Consider the following 17,174-nt stretch of genomic DNA (forward strand, 5'->3'; position numbering starts at 1 on the left):
CGGACGACTCCGCCCCAGGGTTGAAAGCGCGGAGTGTCCCGTTGGAACAACCCAGGGGGTCGATCGAGGACGAGGGAGTGACCCGCGGGCGTCCTGTTCGAGCCCGCGGGAGCACCTGTAGTAAAGGCATATACCGTCGAGTACGCAAGCGAATGAAAAAATTCATGCGATTCAAGGGGTGTGACGCGCCCGGCCCCGGCGCCGCGACATTGCCCGAGACCTGAGCCCCACCCCCGGCCGGCGCAGCTCCTCGGGGCGGGGTCGGCATCCGCGCCGGAACCGGTCCGACGGCAGTCGGCAATCGTGCCCTTCCGGCGATCCAAGGGCGTCAGAATGGTGCGATGGACCATCACTTCGTCGGCATCCAAGAGTTGACCGGCGTTCCCCGCGTCGCTGTCGTCATCGACGTCATGCGCGCCTTCACCGTGGCTGCCTGGGCCTTCGAGCGTGGCGTCGAGAGGATCGTCCTGGCCTCGACGGTGAGTGAGGCACTCGCCTTGAAGGAGAGCCACTCGGGCTGGCTGGCTTTGAAGGACGGAGCTCCGGCAGCGGGCTTCGACGCGGTCAACTCACCCGGCTTGCTCAGGTCGTGCGACTTCGCCGGCCGCACGCTGGTGCAGAAGACGACGGCAGGGACCGTGGGCGCGCTGGCGGTCGCGGACGCACCGCTGGTCTTGTGCGCGAGCTTCGTGGTGGCCGGCCCGACCGCGCGGTTCCTTCAGAACCATGATTCCGGCCCCGTGACGTTCGTTGTCACCGGTGACGCAGGCCAGGCCGACGAGGACCTGGCCTGCGCCGAATACATCGGTCGATCCATGGCCGGTGGCGATGTCGAGGCGGCCCCGTATCTCCACCGCGCACGGACTTCCCGGGCCGCGGCCGATCTCGCCGGTGGGCGGCGGAGTGGGTACCACACGGACGATGTCGATCTCTGCCTGGAAATCGACAGATTCCCGTTCGCCATGATGGCTCGCCAGGAGGAGTCCCTCACGGTACTCCGCCCCGCTGCGGTGCCTGACATGCAGTCCAGCCTCCGCTGACCTGCTGGAGCCTTGGACGTACAGGCGGCGGAGCCGTCACCGCCGCCGCCCTCCTCATCGGGCTCCGATTACGACCCGGCGGGCAGGAGCGCGGCGATTTCATCCAGTACTCGGGCCGCCGGTGCCGGGTCGACCAGCCACTTCAGGTGGCTGCTGGTGAGCGTACGGACGTCGTAGGGGTTCTCCGGTGTCAGCGCGTCGCCCTCGCGGATCATCCGGTCCTGCATGGCGAGCGGCACGCTGGTGTCCTCAGACAGCCGGACGTACGTCCTGGGGATCCGGCCCCAGCTGTCGTGCTGCGCCCGGTCGTCGGGTGTGCCGACGTCGAGGTTCTCGTCGGGCTGGAAGGTGTTGAGGAAGACCATGAACTCGTCGTCCGTCCCGTCGGCGAGAAAAGCCGCCTTGAAGGCCGAGAGGACGCCAGGGTCGGCGGTACGGAAGTTGGAGCGCAGCAGTCCGAGCTCGGCAGGGTTCCCGACCATCGCCGATGCCAGCCCTGTGGCGTCGATCGTGGCCATCTCGGGCTCTGCGTAGTAGGCGCTGACGTCGAGGTCGACGGGGCACCAGGCGGAGACATAGACGATGCGGTCGATCAGGTCGGGCCGCCGGTTGGCTGCGACGGTGGCCGTCATGCCGCCGCGGCTGTGTGAGACGAGGATGACGGGCCCGTTCCGCTTGGCCCGCTCCAGTATCCCGATGAGGTGCGCCGCGTTGTCGGCGAGCGTGACGCCCTTGATGGCCCCGGGCGCGGTGGCGAGCCCTCCGAGATCCTGCGGCGCCTGATAGGCCCGTGGGTACGTCGCGGCGAACCCGTGCCCCGGAAGATCGACGCCGACCGAACGGTGTCCGAGGAGGCCGAGTTCGGCCTGGAGCGGTGCGAAGGAGAAGGAGTTCGCGAAGGCTCCGTGAACCAGTACGAACGTTGGTTGCATCTGTCTACACTCACTTTCTTTTCCTCTGCGGCGTCGGCGGCACGCGGCGCTCGTCCCTCGGCCGCGAACCACCTCGTGGCCGAGGGACGAGACATCGCCCTGCGGCGCATCATTCAGCCGCAGAGACGTCTTCTTGCACGGCGGGCGTCAGCGGTCGAGCGCGGAGTCACGAAGGCAGCGTGCGAACGGCTGCCCACTGTCCGGTGATCCACACTACTCAGTGAAAGATCATCCGCACTACCCGGACGAGCCCGTGCATGTGGGCCGCCGGATCGAGGGCGGTGCGGGCGTCCTTGTAACTCTGGCGGTAGTGACTTGCCGTCAACTCCGGCGGACTGTCCACCAGCCCGCTGCTCCCGCGTCAGTTCGTGGAACGGCCTTGGTTCCGAAGGACGTTCACAGCCGTGTCGAAGGCCGAGTCCCTCTTCTTGCCGAACTCCTCCTCGGTGAAGACCGGCTCAGTGAGGTGGGGCGGAATGCCCGTGCCGTCGAAGGTCCTGCCCGACCGGGTCAGGAACTCCTCGTTCGGCAGCCAGGCCGACATACCGTTGGGGAGCTTGCGCACCAGGAAGTCCGAGAAGACGCCCTGTGTGGGCTGCCCGATCCGGACCGTCCTGCCGGGCCGGTCCATGAGCGCCTGGGCGAAGGTCTCACCCGCGCTGACGGTCGAGCCGCCCGTCAGCACGGCGACCGGCCCGGTGTAGCGGGGGCCCTGGGCGGGCGTGACGTGCACGGGCTCGGGGCGAGTGTGCCGGGTGGCGTCGGCAGGATCGTTGCGGGCCCGCTTGGAGTAGGCGACGTATGGGGTGTCGGTCAGACGCTCGGCGATGTGGATCCCCAGGGCGTCGGAGCCGCCGCCATTGATCCGCAGGTCGATGATCAGGCCCTTCAGACTCTGGGCGCGTTCCTGGCTGACGACCGTATCCAGGGCCCTGTCGAGCTCGGCCGACTGCGCGGCGTAGGAAGCCCCCTTGCCCGCGTACCCGGCGAAGCCGGAGATCCGCAGATAGCCCTGCCCGCCGGGAAGGTCGGCGTAGGTGATCCGCCCGTGGGCGAAGTCCTGGATGTTCCGGGCCTTCTTGAGGTCGCGTTCCACGATGAACTGCTTGACCGTGGCGTCCAGGTCTCCGTTGGGCATGACGGTACCGGGGCGGACCTGGTGGAAGGTGCGATCTCCGTCCTTGACGACGACGTGAGCGTCGTAGAGCGGCTTGACCATCTCGCTGAAGACGGCGAAGAGCTCGTCCCTCGGCGTTTCGGCATGCACCTTGGCGCGGTGCTGGTCGCGGACCTCGTTCCAGTCGACTCCCTTGGACGCGAAGAACGGGTAGTTCTCCCCGAAGGTCTGCCAGAACACGTCGAAGGTCGTCAGGGAGTCCTTTGCCGTCGGGCTCGTGCAGGCGTCTGGCAGCGCCGGGATGCGCCTGAGGCTCCGGCTGCCGACGTCGCCGGCCTCGCGCATGGACGCGTGGTCGCGGTCCTCCTGGGCGCGCACGGTCAGGACGGTGCCGTCGGCCATGGTGTAGGTGCCGGGGCCGGTCCGTTTCGCGGAGTCGCCCGCGAGGCAGCTGACGGCAGTGGTCTCGTACTCCTGGAGGGTTCCGTTCCGGATGGACAGCACTGTGCCGTAACCGTCCATTCGCCAGACTCCGTCGGTGGGCGGCTGTTGGGCGGTGACGGCCGGAGCGGCTCCGCCGGCGAGGGCCAGTACGACAGCGGTGGCCGTGACTATGCGCACGATCTCGTCTTCTCTGTAGTCGACTTGCTCGGGACACCCCACAGTCGCGGACGGGGCGATCTCCCGGCCATCCGGCTGTCCGGTTGATCAAGGGTGGGGCCAGCCCCCACCCACCCACTGCCGGTAGTACCCGGGACGTTCTCCGCAATGGCCGGCAACGGTTGCCGGTCGCCCGTGCGCGAGGGTGGACGGGGACGTCGGGCAGGATGCTTGGCGGCGGCAGCCGCAGGCCCCGGAGCGCGCCTCTTCGGGTTGCGAAGAGGGGGCTCCGGGGCCTGCGGCCACGGCGAGCGTGTCAGGGGGTCTTTCAGTCGATCCGCACGCACACCGGTACAGGGAGTCTGGGCGACCAGGTCTGCGTCGTGCGGTCGAAGGCTCGGGCGTACCCGTTGTTCCCCGAGCCCCCGCACGGAGAGGCGACCGACGTCTCCACATAGATGGCCCCGCCGGGGGTGATGGAGTGCGGCTGTGCCGTCACCCACCTACTGAACATCACCCTGCCGTTGTTGAGTTTGACGACAAGGTAGACCCGACCGCCGACGGTGAAATTGCCACCGCCTATCTTCAGGTGATTGTTGAACGTGTAGTGGAAGAGAAATGGCGCCGGCGCCTTCTTGAGCAGTTCGGGCGTGAGCGAAGCCCCGGAGGGGGTCCCCTCACGTGCTGAGTGTGCGGCGGGCGCAGACGTGGCGACAGGGGCGCTGAGGGCCACAACGGCGACCGCGGACGCGGCGACCGCGGTCATGCGCCGCATCCGGTGCGGATTCGAGCGTGCGAGGATGCGCATGGTTGCTCCTCGTGGCGTGTGATGGGGGAGTCGGCGATACGCCGACGGTTCTCCCGGCAGTCACGTGAGGGGTTCCGAGCGGGCGCGCTCCGCGCCTGTCGGTGACGTCCTCGCGGACTCGGGGCTGTGGGAATGTCGAGGGGCGCAATCACAGTCCGGTCCTTGGCCCGCCCAACCGGCTGAGTCCCCTGTTTTTCGACCGTCCATGAGTCTAAGGCAGCCCTCAATATGGCCGCAAACTAGGGCAGATAGCCCAAGGTCTGATTGGTCGAACTCTGGATTTCGGAGCTGACGGACGAGCGGATGTGGCGAGGCGTCCACAAGCCGGTCCAGGCGCTGGAGGAGCCCCTTCGCCGCTGGGTCAACTCGCGCATCAGGAGCCCGAGTTCATCTGAAAGAGGGCCCCATTCCGCTCATCGCGGCAGTCCTTGACTGTCCGTGCGTGACGACCCCGGGTGGCGAGGCTCCGCCCGTACGGCAGCCCGGCCGGTGTGGCGGCGCAGGGGCTGGACGGCTGAAGTTGAAATTGTTCATTCAGGATCTTGATGTCTGTTCGGCTCTATGCCAGATTCGGCGCAGCACCACCTGGCTCAACGGCGGCGGGTCAACCCGCTGCGCCGGAATCGCTGCGGGGAGAGGTCACCAACATGCCGGTCCAACACGCCCCTGGGGAACGACTCGCGATGGAACGACGCACCATCGAGGTCATCCCGGACGCCGAGCGGCACGGCACGCCGCGCAGCCAGTTCACCCTGTGGTTCGGCGCCAACATGCAGATCACCGCGATCGTCGACGGCGCGCTGGCGGTCGTCTTCGGCGCCGACGCACTGTGGGCGATACCCGCGCTGCTGATCGGCAACGTGCTCGGTGGCATCGTGATGGCGCTGCACTCCGCGCAGGGGCCGCGGCTCGGCGTTCCGCAGATGATCTCCAGCCGCGCGCAGTTCGGCGTGTACGGCGCGATACTGCCGCTGCTGCTGGTGATCCTCATGTACCTCGGATTCGCCGCGACCGGCAGCGTGCTGGCCGGACAGGCGGTGTCCGAGATGCTGCACATCGACAACACGGACGCAGGCATCCTCATCTTCGGCGCGCTGACGGCCGTGGTCGCCGTCACCGGCTACCGACTCATCCACATCGCCGGCCGCATCGCGACCGTCGTCGGTGTGCTCGGTCTCGGCTACCTGATGGTGCGGGTGTTCACGCAGTACGACGTCGGCGCGCACGTCGGCATCAAGGGCTTCGAGGCGGCCACCTTCCTGCTCGCCGTGGGACTCGGCGCCGGATGGCAGCTGACCTTCGGCCCGTACGTCGCCGACTACTCGCGCTACCTGCCTCGCGACACCAGCACGCGCGCGACGTTCTGGTCGACGTTCGCCGGCTCCGTCATCGGCTCCCAGTGGGCCATGACGCTCGGCGCGCTCACCGCGGCCGTGGCGGGCAAGGCCTTCCTGCCCGACCAGGTCGGTTTCCTCGGCGACCTGGCCGGCCCGGTCTTTCTCGCGTTCCTCATCTACCTCGTGATCGTGGTCGGCAAGCTGACCGTCAACTGCCTGAACGCGTACGGCGGTTTCATGTCGATCCTGACCACTGTCACCGCGTTCGACGGCCGCTCTCGTATCTCGGCCGCCGCACGCGCCGCCTACATCGTCGGCTTCGTCGCGGTGTCGATGGTCATCGCGCTCGCCGCCAGCGACGACTTCCTGACCAACTTCAAGAACTTCGTGCTCCTGCTCCTGATGGTCTTCACCCCGTGGAGCGCGATCAACCTGGTCGACTACTACCTGGTCTCCCGCGAACGCGTCGACATCCCCGCCCTGTACGACCCGGACGGCCGCTACGGTCGCTGGAACGCCGCCGCGCTGACCTGCTACGTCGTCGGCGTCGTCGTACAGATCCCGTTCCTGGCCACCAAGCTGTACACCGGCGCGATCACCAAGAAGCTCGACGGCGCCGACATCTCGTGGATCGTCGGGCTGATCGTCACCTCGGTCCTGTACTGGCTGTGGGCGAGGCGCACCGCCAACCCGCCCGCCGAGACCATCCACCCGGCCGCGGCCGAGGGCGGCGACCGGGCGACGGCGCCGGTCCACTGACCGGGGCACACTACCGCCACCACATCCGCCCACAGGGTGGCCGCGTCGGGTGGGAGCGCTGCGACCGCTCCCGCCCGGCGCGCTGTCGTCTCCCACCACACGGCCGGCCGGCAGGAGACGTCCTCCAGCGCGAGTGCGCAGAGCAAGTGGGGGCGGCATGAATTGCAGGGACAGGCCGATGGGGTGAAGCTGAGACTCCACCGCTTGAAGTGGAGCAGTCAGCCATGGCCAAACTGGTCGTCGTCGGGGTGGACGGCTCGTCAACGAGTCTCGCCGCCGTGGGAGCAGCCGCCACGGCAGCATCTCGGCGCGGTGCGGCACTGCGTGTGGTCCATGCCGAGGTTCCGATCAAACCCAGACACGTGGTGCCGGATCCGGCCGGCAGGGCGTTGGTCCACGAAGCGGCGGACCACGCCTTTGAGGTGGCTCCTGAGGTGGTGGTCACCAAGGTCGTGGTGACTGGTGATGTGGTGCACGTGCTGGAAGCCGAGTCACAGGCCGCGGACCTGATCGTCGTCGGCTCCAGAGGCATGGGGGGCCTCGCAGGCCTGCTGCTGGGATCCACACCGGTGTCCTTGGCAGCCCGCAGCCATTGCCCGGTGATGACGGTCCGCGAAGAGCACCGTACATCCGCTGACACCGGACCTGTCGTACTGGGAGTCGACGGCTCCCCGGACAGTGACGAGGCCGTCGACGTCGCCTTCGCCGAAGCCGCGCAGCGCCAGGCTGAACTCGTGGCTGTGCACGCATGGCAGCCGGACAAGGCTTCGCCCGGCACAGCCTCCGAGTCTGCAGGGCAAGTGCTGGCACAGGCGATCGCCCGCCGCACGGACGCCTATCCGGACATTGCCGTGGGACGCGACCTGGTGGTCGGCACAGCGCGTGAGGTCCTGCTCGAGGCGAGCAAGGCAGCGCAGCTGGTGGTTGTCGGCGCCCGCGGGCGCAGCGGCCTTGCCGGACTGCTCCTGGGCTCGGTCAGTCAGGCCGTGATGACCCACGCACACTGCCCCGTCGTCGCCGTTCGCGGGACGACGCGAGCAGCCTGAGAAGGTACGAGGGTTCGGGGCCGGCCGACGATGTCTCAGGGAGTGGCCAGGGCGGGGGTGTCGAACGGGTCGTAATGGATGCGGTCCGCCGCCGTTCCGCCGCTCATGAGCGTCTCTCTGGCGGACGTGACCATCGGGGCCGGACCGCTGAGGAAGACGTCGTGGTGGTACCACGGTCCGTACTCGGCCAGAACCTGCGGCAGAGATCCCTGGATCCCGGGGATGTCCTCGTCGGAAATCGCGCCCCTGACCGAGAGCCAGTGATGCCGTTGCGCCATGCGCAGCATGTCGTCCATCCCGTACAGCTCGGCACCGGTGCGGGCGCCGAGGAAGAGATTCACCTGGTGCCTGCCGCCGCGGCGGGCGACCTCTTCGACGAGCGCGCGGATGGGGGCGAGGCCGGTCCCGCCGGCCACGCAGAGCAAGTCGCTGTGGACGGCGGCGTCCAGGACCATGTCGCCCATCGGTGCGCCCAGGTGGACCACGTCGCCCGCAGCCGCCCGGTGCACCAGCGCATTGCTGACCGAGCCACCGGGCACGGCCCGTACATGGAAGGTGAGGGTGCCGTCCTCGCGGGGCGCGTTGGCGGGGGAGTAGTAGCGCCACTGCTTGGGATACCAGGGGGTCTCGATGCTGACGAACTGACCCGCGGCATGCTCGTAGGGCATGTGGGGATGGAGGGTGACCTCTGCGATGCCATGCCCGCAGGGGACGATACGCACGATCGTGGCGGGCCAGACGGCGGGCCGTGCCTCCGCGTCCTGTTCGGCAGCGCTGATCATGACGTCGGCGACTGCTCCGTACGCCTTGGTCCAGGCGGCTGCGATGTCTGGGGTCCAGGCGGGACCGGCGTAGCGGGCCAGCGAGGCGAGGAGGCATTCGCCCACGGCGGGGAAGTGCGCCCGTAGCGCCCCGAACTTGCGATGGTCACGCCCGAGGTGTCCGCAGAATCGCACCAGGTTCTCCGGATCGTCGACCAGATCGACGATGCGCAGCAGGGCGCGCAACAGGCGGCCGCGCTGGGTGTCCATCCCCGGCGGGAACATCGGCCGCACCTCGGGGTAGCGGGCGAAGAGGATCGCGTAGAAGTAGACCGTCATGTCCGCGGCGAGCGGCTCGACCACCGAGACGGAGGCGCGTATGAGATCTATCTCGTGGGCCGACAAAGGCGCCTCGGTGACCTCTGGCTCATGGGTGTGCTCGGCCGGGGTGGGTGCCGGATCCTCCGGATGCGGGACCCCGGGCGTGCTGCCTTGGCGTCTGATCCGGAACCTCAAGGGACCAGAGCTCCGTCGCCCGGTATTCGAGTCGGCCGGACCCGGGCGGACCGCAGGGTGGCCGCATGGATGGTGCGGCGCCCCCGATGGGCCCTATGGGCGAAGACTTCACTGGCAGGCATGGGTCCTCAAGATGGGGCGGGAGCATCGAAGCGGACTGAGCAGCTCCGGACGCTACCTGATCACGGAGGTACTCAGAAGTAGCCAAGGGACGCATGAAGCGGTCGATCCGTCACCTTTCGACTCATCCATCTGCGCCACGATCTCGTTGTACGGCGCGTCTTGGCCGATCGCGACGAGGGCGTGGGTCATGACGTCGCCGACGGTCGCCGTGGCGCGAAGCGGCACCGCGGACTGCAGGGAACGGTGGGGATCTACAGACCGCTGCGATGGTGGGCGTACAGGTCCAGCAGGCGCACACGGGCGGAGAAGAGACGGTGGGCGAGCATCTGCCCGACGACGTGACCCAGCGCGGAGCCGAAGCTCGGGTCGGCGTCCATCATCATCCGTACCGTCATGGCGTCGAACTCGTCCGCTCGCACCCGCGTCATGGCCTCCGCCCCGAAGTGCCAGCGGTACGGCTCGAACAGCCACGACCAGCCGAGCAGTTCGCCGGCGCTGACGCTGTCGATCACTGCCGGCCGCTTGCCGGGCACGCGGACGTCCAAGGTGACCGTCCCTGTCCGCATGATCCAGAACCGATCGGCGTACCCGCCTTCCTCGAACAGTCGCGTCCCTTCGGGGAAGTCCACCGGACGAGCCTGCTGCAACAGGCCGTCGCGATGGTCGGCGGACAGAGCTGCGGTGAACCGTGGGGGCATTCGAGTGCTCATCGGGGGCCTCCTCATCTGCGTCCGTTTCCAGTCTCCCGCTCATGCCGAGTACGCGGGGAAGGCCGGATGGTCCTTTCTCCGCACCCCTTGGTTGCAGGCGCGGGCAGCCGGATGGCGCCAGATACTGCTGGAACGGGCATCCAGCCACCGTGCGGGGCCCGGGCAGGGCTCGAAACTCCAGTCCAGTGCTGAGAAGGCATTCGGTGGTCCGCGTGTGGGATACCTGTTGACCTGCGGGGTCATGCTGGATGGCCGGCCGCTTCCATTCTTCAGGCGTCCCTCGGATGGCGCTACATGCGATCAACGACCGAACGGGCGATCATGGACGTGTCGGCCACACACATCCGGGCTCCCTGGAGGCGGCGGTCCGGGCATGTGCTCTCCAGCCCCCTTGGCGGTGTCGCCTGTGCGTCCAAACAAGTGCCCCAGCGGGCGACGGGAAGCCCGTCCGGGCGGACCTCCCGCCGGTCGACACCGCACAGCCGGAAGTGGGTCCGTCCTGGGGCCCGCTGCTCATCGCGAAGCTCTCGATCCCGGTGACCGCTGCCCGGCGCGTGTGCAGGCCCGGCAAGACGACGCCGGTCGCGACGTGGGCGCGTACGAGGAAGGAGCCCGGGCCCACGAAGACCGCATCCGCATCGCCATGGGCCGTCAGTGACCCACGGCGGCACGCCGAGGAGAACGATCATGGACTATCCGCTGCTGAACGTGTTCTGGACCGTCACGTGGGTGTTCCTGTGGGTGATGTGGTTCATGCTGCTCTTCCGCATCATCGGCGACATCTTCCGGGACGACTCGATGAGCGGCTGGGGCAAGGCGGGTTGGACGGTCTTCGTCGTCATCGTGCCGTTCCTCGGATGCTTCGTGTACCTCATCGCCCGGGGCAAGGGCATGGGCCAACGCGAGCTGAACCGGGCACGCCAGAACGAGCAGGAGTTCCAGGAGTACATCCGGGCGGCCGCCGTCGCGAGCGGCGGGACGACCGATCACGCCGCGGCGCTCGGCAAGCTCGCCGAACTCAAGAACCACGGCGACATCACGGCAGCGGAGTACGAGCAGGCCAAGCAGAAGGTGCTCGCCGGCTGACGGTGCGGGAGACCGGCGCCCGCTCGGGCCGAGGAAGCCGGCACCGCCCTGCCGCCCGTTCACGGCATACCGCCACCGCCCACGTCGCCGGCATCTTCACCCGGCTCGCGGGGTGATCCGAACGGCTCACCCCGCCATGTGGCCGACCAACATGGTCAGAGCGACACCAAGCGTTGCGCCCAACAGCAGTGCGGCGACACCGGCCGACCGGCCGACGCCCTGATCGAACGGAACGCTCGGCACAACCTTGTGAAGACCAGGCGCCACCACGACGATGAGACCGAAACCGACACCGAGGCGCCAGTACGTCCCGCCCGAGCACGCAGCCTGGAAACGCCCCCCGCAGCCGCTCGGGTCCAAGGCGAAGCCTGTCACCACGAGAAACAACGCGCTGGCATACACCGCGCCGAACAACATCGATGTGCCGAAGTCGATGCGCCGCAACCTGCCGGAGCTACCGCCGTCATCTGCCACGTCGCCCCCCTGAAAACGACTCGTGGAACCAAGCGCGTGGAGTCTAACGCCCGGCTTCCGCAGGTCATCAGGGATGGCGGACCTCCTGATCCGAAGGAACTCCCCAGCCCCGGCAGCCGGGCCAGGCGCGGCGCAAACCTCGCCCCGCGAATCCTGCATGATCCAGCGAGGCCGCGGCCCTGAAACGGGTTCAGGATTTCCTGAATTCAGGAACCGCTGGTGGCCACCATCGTTGGGATCACCGCCACGCCGGCGGCGCAGAGCGCCATGGGAGCTTCGTGGCGCGTCGGTGTCGACGCCGCCGAGCGGACCACCCTGGTCACCACGGGGATGTTCGCGGGCGTGCGCAACCCGGTGTTCACCGCGATGACCGTGACCGCGATCGGCCTGGCGCTGATGGTGCCCAGCGTGGTCGCCGGACTCGCCCTGGCCGCTCTCGTCACCGCCGTCCAACTGCAGGTGCGGATCGTTGAAGAGCCCTACCTCCGCTCGCGTGCACGGAGCGGCGTACGACGCGTACACGGCCCGGGCCGGACGTTTCTGGCCCGGTATCGGCCGCCGCGCCGTATGACCGGCGAGGGCCGGTGGCGGGCGCTCGAGGGGTGCCTGGGTAGCATCGCGGTCATGCTCGTCCGCCCTGCCTGGCGCCCTCTGCCCGCGCTCGCCGCCTTGGTGGCCGTTGCGCTGCTGGCCTGCGCCCACCTGATGTGGGGACCCGGACACAGCACGATGGCCATGGCGGCGCCCATGACCGGGATGACGACCACGAGCCTGGCCGTGCCGACCGCGCAGGCGGCCACCGCGGACGCCGAGCAACCCCCGCACCAGGCCGATCCGGCGCACGGCGAGTGCCCGCCGGCGGGCATGGACTGCCCGCTGGCGACCGCGCAGGCGCCCGTGCCCGTCGCCCTCGCGGCCGACCCCGGCCCAGACACCCTCGCAGCGCCGCCGGCCCTGGCCCAACCGGCGGCACGGGGCGCCGATGACGGGTGCGCCTGGCCACGGGCGCCCGATCCCGTCACTCTGCTCTGCGTCAGCCGTACCTGACACCACCCGCACCCCGCCGGGCCCTCATGGCCGCCGGGTGCCTCGCCGTGTCCTGATCCGGCTCACTCACCAGGGAGAGTCCTCCTTTCATGGCCTCCACCACCACCTTGTTCGTCACCGGCTTGACCACCGGCCTCTTCGCCGGCGGCGCCTCCTGCGCCGCCGTCCAAGGCGGCCTGCTTGCCGGCGCGGTCGGGCGCCGCGCCACAGCCCGGAACCCCGAAGCGGGGGAGCGCAACGGCCTGTTCATGCCCGTCGGCGCGTTTCTCGGCGCCAAACTCGCCTCCCACACCCTCCTCGGCGCCGTCCTCGGGCTGGTCGGCGCCGCCGCTCAGCCCGGCCCCCGCACCCGCGCCGTTCTCCTGGTCGCCGGCGCGGTATTGATGATCCTGTTCGCACTCGACATGTTCGGCGTACGTGCCGTACGCCGCTTCGTCCCCCGACCGCCCGCCTCGTGGGGGAGGCGGGTGCGCCGGTCGGCGAGATCGACCGGCGTCACCACCCCGGCCGTCCTCGGCTTCCTGACCGTCCTGATCCCCTGCGGCGTCACCCTGAGCGTGGAGTTGATCGCGGTCACCACCGGCTCCCCGTTCGCCGGGGCCGCGGTGATGGCCGGTTTCGTCCTGGGCACCGGACCGCTCTTCGCCGTCCTCGGCGTCTTCCTGCGCTCCGCCGCCCGCCCCTGGCAGGGCCGCCTCACCATCATCACCGCCGTGATCGTCCTTGCCGTCGCCCTGTGGACCGCCGGCTCCGGACTGCGCCTCGGCGGCTGGTGGCCCACTACCGGCCCTGCTGCGGCGGCCCCCGCCGCGACACCGCTCGAGACAGTGACCACCTCGGGCGGAACGCAGACCATCACGATCCAGGCCCGCACCAACCTCTACACCCCCACCGCGATCACCGCGACCGCCGGCCTGCCGACGAAACTCGTCGTCGCCACCGCCGACACCAACGGCTGCGTCCGTGCCTTCGTCGTCCCCGACCGCGGTGTCCAGGAGATCCTCCCCGTCACCGGCCGGACCGCCGTCGACCTCGGCACCCCGAAGCCCGGAACCCTCGCCTTCACCTGCGGCATGGGCATGTACGGCGGCGAGATCACCTTCCAGCAGCCCACCGGAACCCAGAGCCCCACCCCGAAGGAGACCAGCCGATGATCCTCCGCCTGGAATTCGCCGTCACCGGCATGCACTGCAACAGCTGCGGCCTCCTCGTCGACGACGAGATCGAAGATCTCTCCGGCGTCAGCAGCAGCACCACCGACCTGCGCACCGAGCGCACCCTCGTCGAACTGGACACCCCCGTGCCGGCCGACGAGATCATCACCGCCATCGCCACCGCCGGCTACACCGCCAGGCTCGTTTCCTGAACCCCCTGGGTCCCGGACTGCCGAGTCCGGGACCCAGCGGCACCACCGGCCGAGTCCACCTCCCGCACGCACCCGAGCTCCGGGTTCCCGTCATGCCGCGACCAGTGCTGCGGAATCCGACACCCCACGTACGAGGAATCATGACCAGACTGAGGAAGAACCTCATCGCGGCTGCCGTCCTCGTCGCCGCGCTGGCCGTCGCGTTCGGCTCGTTCCTCCTCTTCGCGCCTCAGGACCGAGGAGTGGCGGCCCTCGACGCCGACCCCGCCGTTGACGCCAGGCCTGTCCGTGACACCAGCCATCGGCTCACTTCGCCGCAGCGCAGCGAGCTGACCGTCGTCGAGTTCCTCGACTTCGAGTGCGAGGGCTGCGGCGCCGTGCATCCCACAGTGGAGAAGCTGCGCGCCGAGTACAAGGACCGGGTCACGTTCGTCGCCCGCTACTTCCCCATGCCCGGCCACCGCAACAGCACGACCGCAGCTCTCGCCGTCGAAGCAGCCGCCCAGCAGGGCAAGTTCGAAGCGATGTACACCAAGATGTTCGCCACGCAGAAGGAATGGGGCGAGTCCCAGGAGTCCAAGGCGGACCTCTTCCGCACATACGCTTCCGGCCTCGGCCTCGACATGACCACGTACGACTCCGCGGTGAAGGCGCCGGCCACCCTCCAGCGCGTCCAGGCCGATCAGCAGGACGGCCTCGGCCTCGGTGTCCAGGGCACGCCGACGTTCTTCGTCGACGGTGTGAAGATCCGTACGCCGGGCACCTACGAGGACTTCAAGGCCCTCATCGACGCCCGGCTCACGCGATGACCTCCGACGGCGCCTCACGGTTCATCGGAGTCTCTGCATAGCTTCTCCGCGGCCCACTCGGCAGTCACCTAGGATGGGAACGTGAGTGCGATTGCGGGGGAGTCTCGACCCTCCCTGACCCCCGATCTGACCGGTGCGGAGCTGAGGCGCTGGTATTGGACCCTTGCTGAACTGTCCGCGCTGGCAAGGGCGATGGGGCTACCCCTGGGCGGCGGCAAGGCAGCCGTGACCGCACGGCTGGCCGCCGCGCTGGACGGCCTCCCGGTGCCGGAGCCCGACCCGTCGCCGCGGCGGGCGGGGCGGCAGCTCGCCGCCCCTGTCTGCCGCGACACCGTGATTCCCCAGGGACAGCGCTGCAGCCAGGTCCTCCGGGAGTTCTTCCGCAGGGAGATCGGGCCCGCCTTCCACTTCGACGTCTTCATGCGGGAGTACATCGCCGGAGCTGCCGGGCGAACCCTCGGCGATGCCGTCGCCCACTGGCACGCCACACGCGCCCATGCGACCGAACCCCAGGAGGTCGGCGCCCAGTTCGAGTTCAACCGCTTCCTGCGCGACTGGCACGGCCGCCACCCGGAAGGCTCGCGCACAGAGGCCCTCGCAGCCTGGCAGGCACACCGGGCCCGCCCCCGCGACTGAAGGTGCGCGTTCCGCGGTGGTGCCAGACCTCGCCGACGCGGCCCGCGCCGTGAACGCGCATCTCCTGTCGTAGCCAGGTGTCCCGACTTGTCCGGTTGAAGCCCTGATCCCTGGCGCGATCAAGGGACGCACCCGCACCCGTCTGGCCACCTCCGTGCACGATGCAGGATGGTCGCAGTTCGGCGCCATGTCGAGAGTCGACATGTCCCGGCCAGGGACCACCGGCAGGCGGGCGGGAATCTTCGTCCCGTGGGTCCGAGAGGATGTCAGGCAGTCATGGTGTCGTGCGGCCCGCACGCTGCTTCTCGTGTCGCCCTTCATCGGTCAGGCGACCGACCGTTAGGCTCGCGTCGCCACAAAGGTCCGATCTTCACGGAGGGCAGGGCGACGGGGATCAATCGAGAGCGCCTCGTCAGAACACTGACGTTCTGGCTGCGGCCGGCCTTCGCATTGCGGGTCATCAACCGGTTTCAGAAGATCGTGGGTTTCGACCGCTCGATGGCCCTGGCGTCCAGCGCCCTGACGGCGTTGGTCCCGCTCGCGATCATCCTAGGCGCGGTCTTGAGCAACGTCGTTCACTACGACGCCGCAGAGCAGATCATCAAGCGCTACAACCTCAGCGGAGCAGGGGCCGCGGCAGTCAGCTCGCTGTTCTCTCCCGCCGAAGCGACCAGCGCGAGCGTGGGCATCTTCGGGTTCGTGCTTCTGACGATCTCGGTGCTGAGCTTCGCGCGAGCCGCCCAGCGGCTCTTCGAACAGGTATGGGAACTCAAGCCCCTCAGTGTGCGCAATACACGCAACGGCTTGGGGTGGATCCTCACTCTCGGTGGCTACGCAGGGGTCACCACGTTGCTCTCCGCGCTTCCTGAGGGAGGCGCCCTGGGTCTGGTCGCCGTCGTATGTGGCGTACTGGTGACCGCCGTCTTCCTCGTCTGGAGCGGCTGGATCCTGTCGGCGAAACGGATCAGCTGGCCGGACCTGCTTCCCTTCGCCATCACAGGCGCCGTACTGACGGCGGCCTATTCAGTGGGTGCAGCCATCTACATGCCGCATCTGTTCAACTCCTCCGCAGCGCGCTACGGGGTGGTCGGTGCTGTCTTCGCGATGATCTCCGCTCTCTTCGCAGCCATGCTGGTCCTGGTCGCAGCGGCGGCACTGGGACGAGAAGTGCAAGACGAGCTCACCCGGATCCGTGAGGGCGACCGCCCGTCCGACCACGAGGTCCGCCGAGAGTGGGACAGCATGGTCGAGCAGACGAGGTCGCGATGGCGCACGGTACGTGGACAGGTCTCTCAGCATCGGATCAAGAGCTCGAACCATTGACCGGCAGGGCCGGCCACGGCCGCCGTCATCGGGGTGAAGGCCGTCCGGTCGATCCGGGCTGGTCGACAAGCCTGACTCTCCCCGCCGGCGCGCTGTTGCTTCCCCATCAGTGCGGTCCGGGGGCCGTCCAGCTGTTCACCGCACTGCTGACCAAGCAGGTGCGCAACACGAGTGCGTGACCGTGTCCGGAGGCCGCCACACGCGTTGACCATGGCATGAAGACTCGTGCTCTGCTTGGTGCCGTCACGCTCACGGCCTTGCCTCTGATCCTTGCTGTCCCTGCCCATGCCGATGAACCCAACCACCTGAGTGACACGGCGAACGCCGTGAACGACCTGGCGGGCGAAGTGGCCGGCTCGGAAGCGCTCGGCGTCCGGGACGTCGCGACCACTCTCGCCGGCCAATGAGCCTGCTCCTGGCTTGCTTCGGTCCGGCCTCAGGCCCGCTTTGAGCCCGGTGGCAGTTCGTCGTACGTCGTCACGAGTGGATCAGCGCTCGGGGCGGAGCAGGCCGCGCTCGTAGGCCTTCGCCAGGCGCTGCGGCACCCGGTGCACCGAGCCGTCGACGGTGATCGGGACGAGCTGCGGCTTCGTGGCCTTCCACTGGGCCCTGCGATGGCGGGTGTTGCTGCGGGACATCTTCCGCTTGGGGACAGCCATGAGGTTCTCCTTCGGTGATTCGGGG

Annotated in this window: 18 protein-coding genes; 11 read left to right on the forward strand and 7 right to left on the reverse strand. The window is 68.7% G+C overall.

From position 1 onward, the window contains the following. Nucleotides 1–341 precede the first annotated feature (341 nt). The gene (locus tag ACFC0D_RS00940) at nt 342–1,040 is read left to right on the forward strand and encodes a 2-phosphosulfolactate phosphatase (protein WP_376430234.1); all 699 of its coding nucleotides are present in this window, start codon (nt 342–344) and stop codon (nt 1,038–1,040) included. A gap of 68 nt (nt 1,041–1,108) precedes the next feature. Here the strand turns inward: ACFC0D_RS00940 and ACFC0D_RS00945 are convergent, their stop codons facing one another. The 3 genes from ACFC0D_RS00945 to ACFC0D_RS00955 all read right to left on the reverse strand — a co-directional run bounded on the left by ACFC0D_RS00945 (nt 1,109) and on the right by ACFC0D_RS00955 (nt 4,497). Continuing rightward, a complete protein-coding gene (locus ACFC0D_RS00945) occupies nt 1,109–1,972 on the reverse strand; it encodes an alpha/beta fold hydrolase (RefSeq protein WP_376430236.1) in 864 nt (287 codons plus the stop codon). Nucleotides 1,973–2,333: 361 nt separating this feature from the next. Further along, entirely contained in the window at nt 2,334–3,710 is a 1,377-nt protein-coding gene (locus ACFC0D_RS00950) for a S41 family peptidase (RefSeq protein WP_376430238.1), read from the reverse strand. Nucleotides 3,711–4,017: 307 nt separating this feature from the next. Beyond that, on the reverse strand, nt 4,018–4,497 hold the full coding sequence (locus ACFC0D_RS00955) for a hypothetical protein (protein WP_376430240.1): 480 nt from the start codon (nt 4,495–4,497) through the stop codon (nt 4,018–4,020). 683 nt (nt 4,498–5,180) lie between these two features. Here ACFC0D_RS00955 and ACFC0D_RS00960 point away from each other — a divergent pair. Further along, nucleotides 5,181–6,593 carry a purine-cytosine permease family protein gene (locus ACFC0D_RS00960; protein ID WP_376430242.1) on the forward strand — a complete coding sequence of 471 codons (1,413 nt, stop codon included), beginning with the start codon at nt 5,181–5,183 and terminating at the stop codon, nt 6,591–6,593. A gap of 224 nt (nt 6,594–6,817) precedes the next feature. Further along, nucleotides 6,818–7,639 (forward strand): universal stress protein, encoded by an 822-nt coding sequence (locus tag ACFC0D_RS00965; RefSeq protein ID WP_376430244.1) that lies wholly within the window; start codon nt 6,818–6,820, stop codon nt 7,637–7,639. A 35-nt stretch (nt 7,640–7,674) separates the two neighbouring features. Here ACFC0D_RS00965 and ACFC0D_RS00970 read toward each other — a convergent pair whose 3' ends face one another. Both ACFC0D_RS00970 and ACFC0D_RS00975 read right to left on the reverse strand, forming a co-directional pair. After that, a complete protein-coding gene (locus ACFC0D_RS00970; RefSeq protein ID WP_376430246.1) occupies nt 7,675–8,805 on the reverse strand; it encodes a globin domain-containing protein in 1,131 nt (376 codons plus the stop codon). A 485-nt stretch (nt 8,806–9,290) separates the two neighbouring features. Beyond that, nucleotides 9,291–9,749, reverse strand: a complete 459-nt coding sequence (locus ACFC0D_RS00975; protein ID WP_376430248.1) for a cyclic nucleotide-binding domain-containing protein — start codon at nt 9,747–9,749, stop codon at nt 9,291–9,293. 687 nt (nt 9,750–10,436) lie between these two features. Between ACFC0D_RS00975 and ACFC0D_RS00980 the strand changes: the two genes are divergently transcribed. Next, a complete protein-coding gene (locus tag ACFC0D_RS00980; RefSeq protein ID WP_376430250.1) occupies nt 10,437–10,835 on the forward strand; it encodes an SHOCT domain-containing protein in 399 nt (132 codons plus the stop codon). Nucleotides 10,836–10,961: 126 nt separating this feature from the next. Here ACFC0D_RS00980 and ACFC0D_RS00985 read toward each other — a convergent pair whose 3' ends face one another. Then, nucleotides 10,962–11,309, reverse strand: a complete 348-nt coding sequence (locus ACFC0D_RS00985) for a hypothetical protein (protein ID WP_376430252.1) — start codon at nt 11,307–11,309, stop codon at nt 10,962–10,964. A gap of 219 nt (nt 11,310–11,528) precedes the next feature. Between ACFC0D_RS00985 and ACFC0D_RS00990 the strand changes: the two genes are divergently transcribed. From ACFC0D_RS00990 to ACFC0D_RS01020, 7 genes are all read left to right on the forward strand, one after another. Continuing rightward, on the forward strand, nt 11,529–12,356 hold the full coding sequence (locus ACFC0D_RS00990; protein WP_376430254.1) for a methyltransferase family protein: 828 nt from the start codon (nt 11,529–11,531) through the stop codon (nt 12,354–12,356). 89 nt (nt 12,357–12,445) lie between these two features. Continuing rightward, nucleotides 12,446–13,510, forward strand: coding sequence for a sulfite exporter TauE/SafE family protein (locus tag ACFC0D_RS00995; protein WP_376430256.1), 1,065 nt, complete (start codon nt 12,446–12,448; stop codon nt 13,508–13,510). After that, complete coding sequence (locus ACFC0D_RS01000) at nt 13,507–13,722, forward strand: heavy-metal-associated domain-containing protein (RefSeq protein ID WP_376430258.1); 216 nt, start codon at nt 13,507–13,509, stop codon at nt 13,720–13,722. Before ACFC0D_RS00995 ends, ACFC0D_RS01000 begins: the two co-directional genes overlap by 4 nt. 140 nt (nt 13,723–13,862) lie before the next feature. Continuing rightward, nucleotides 13,863–14,531, forward strand: a complete 669-nt coding sequence (locus tag ACFC0D_RS01005; RefSeq protein WP_376430260.1) for a DsbA family protein — start codon at nt 13,863–13,865, stop codon at nt 14,529–14,531. Between the two features lie 81 nt (nt 14,532–14,612). After that, a complete protein-coding gene (locus ACFC0D_RS01010; RefSeq protein ID WP_376430262.1) occupies nt 14,613–15,167 on the forward strand; it encodes a DUF6434 domain-containing protein in 555 nt (184 codons plus the stop codon). A gap of 480 nt (nt 15,168–15,647) precedes the next feature. Next, nucleotides 15,648–16,490: a YhjD/YihY/BrkB family envelope integrity protein gene (locus tag ACFC0D_RS01015; RefSeq protein WP_376430264.1), complete on the forward strand. Its 843-nt coding sequence runs from the start codon at nt 15,648–15,650 to the stop codon at nt 16,488–16,490. A gap of 215 nt (nt 16,491–16,705) precedes the next feature. Next, entirely contained in the window at nt 16,706–16,897 is a 192-nt protein-coding gene (locus ACFC0D_RS01020) for a hypothetical protein (RefSeq protein ID WP_376430266.1), read from the forward strand. Between the two features lie 81 nt (nt 16,898–16,978). Here the strand turns inward: ACFC0D_RS01020 and rpmF are convergent, their stop codons facing one another. After that, a complete protein-coding gene (gene rpmF / locus ACFC0D_RS01025; RefSeq protein WP_376430267.1) occupies nt 16,979–17,149 on the reverse strand; it encodes a 50S ribosomal protein L32 in 171 nt (56 codons plus the stop codon). Nucleotides 17,150–17,174 lie beyond the last annotated feature (25 nt).

The organism is Streptomyces sp. NPDC056222 (assembly GCF_042264065.1).
Lineage (GTDB): Bacteria > Actinomycetota > Actinomycetes > Streptomycetales > Streptomycetaceae > Streptomyces.

Excerpts from the sequence above, each read along its gene's own strand:
- ACFC0D_RS00995 (WP_376430256.1), top strand. The coding sequence starts at position 12,446 with ATGGCCTCCACCACCACCTTGTTCGTCACCGGCTTGACCACCGGCCTC.
- ACFC0D_RS00975 (WP_376430248.1), bottom strand. The coding sequence starts at position 9,749 with ATGAGCACTCGAATGCCCCCACGGTTCACCGCAGCTCTGTCCGCCGAC.
- ACFC0D_RS00980 (WP_376430250.1), top strand. The coding sequence starts at position 10,437 with ATGGACTATCCGCTGCTGAACGTGTTCTGGACCGTCACGTGGGTGTTC.
- ACFC0D_RS00945 (WP_376430236.1), bottom strand. The coding sequence starts at position 1,972 with ATGCAACCAACGTTCGTACTGGTTCACGGAGCCTTCGCGAACTCCTTC.
- ACFC0D_RS00965 (WP_376430244.1), top strand. The coding sequence starts at position 6,818 with ATGGCCAAACTGGTCGTCGTCGGGGTGGACGGCTCGTCAACGAGTCTC.
- ACFC0D_RS01005 (WP_376430260.1), top strand. The coding sequence starts at position 13,863 with ATGACCAGACTGAGGAAGAACCTCATCGCGGCTGCCGTCCTCGTCGCC.
- ACFC0D_RS00960 (WP_376430242.1), top strand. The coding sequence starts at position 5,181 with ATGGAACGACGCACCATCGAGGTCATCCCGGACGCCGAGCGGCACGGC.
- ACFC0D_RS01000 (WP_376430258.1), top strand. The coding sequence starts at position 13,507 with ATGATCCTCCGCCTGGAATTCGCCGTCACCGGCATGCACTGCAACAGC.
- rpmF (WP_376430267.1), bottom strand. The coding sequence starts at position 17,149 with ATGGCTGTCCCCAAGCGGAAGATGTCCCGCAGCAACACCCGCCATCGC.
- ACFC0D_RS00955 (WP_376430240.1), bottom strand. The coding sequence starts at position 4,497 with ATGCGCATCCTCGCACGCTCGAATCCGCACCGGATGCGGCGCATGACC.
- ACFC0D_RS01020 (WP_376430266.1), top strand. The coding sequence starts at position 16,706 with ATGAAGACTCGTGCTCTGCTTGGTGCCGTCACGCTCACGGCCTTGCCT.
- ACFC0D_RS00940 (WP_376430234.1), top strand. The coding sequence starts at position 342 with ATGGACCATCACTTCGTCGGCATCCAAGAGTTGACCGGCGTTCCCCGC.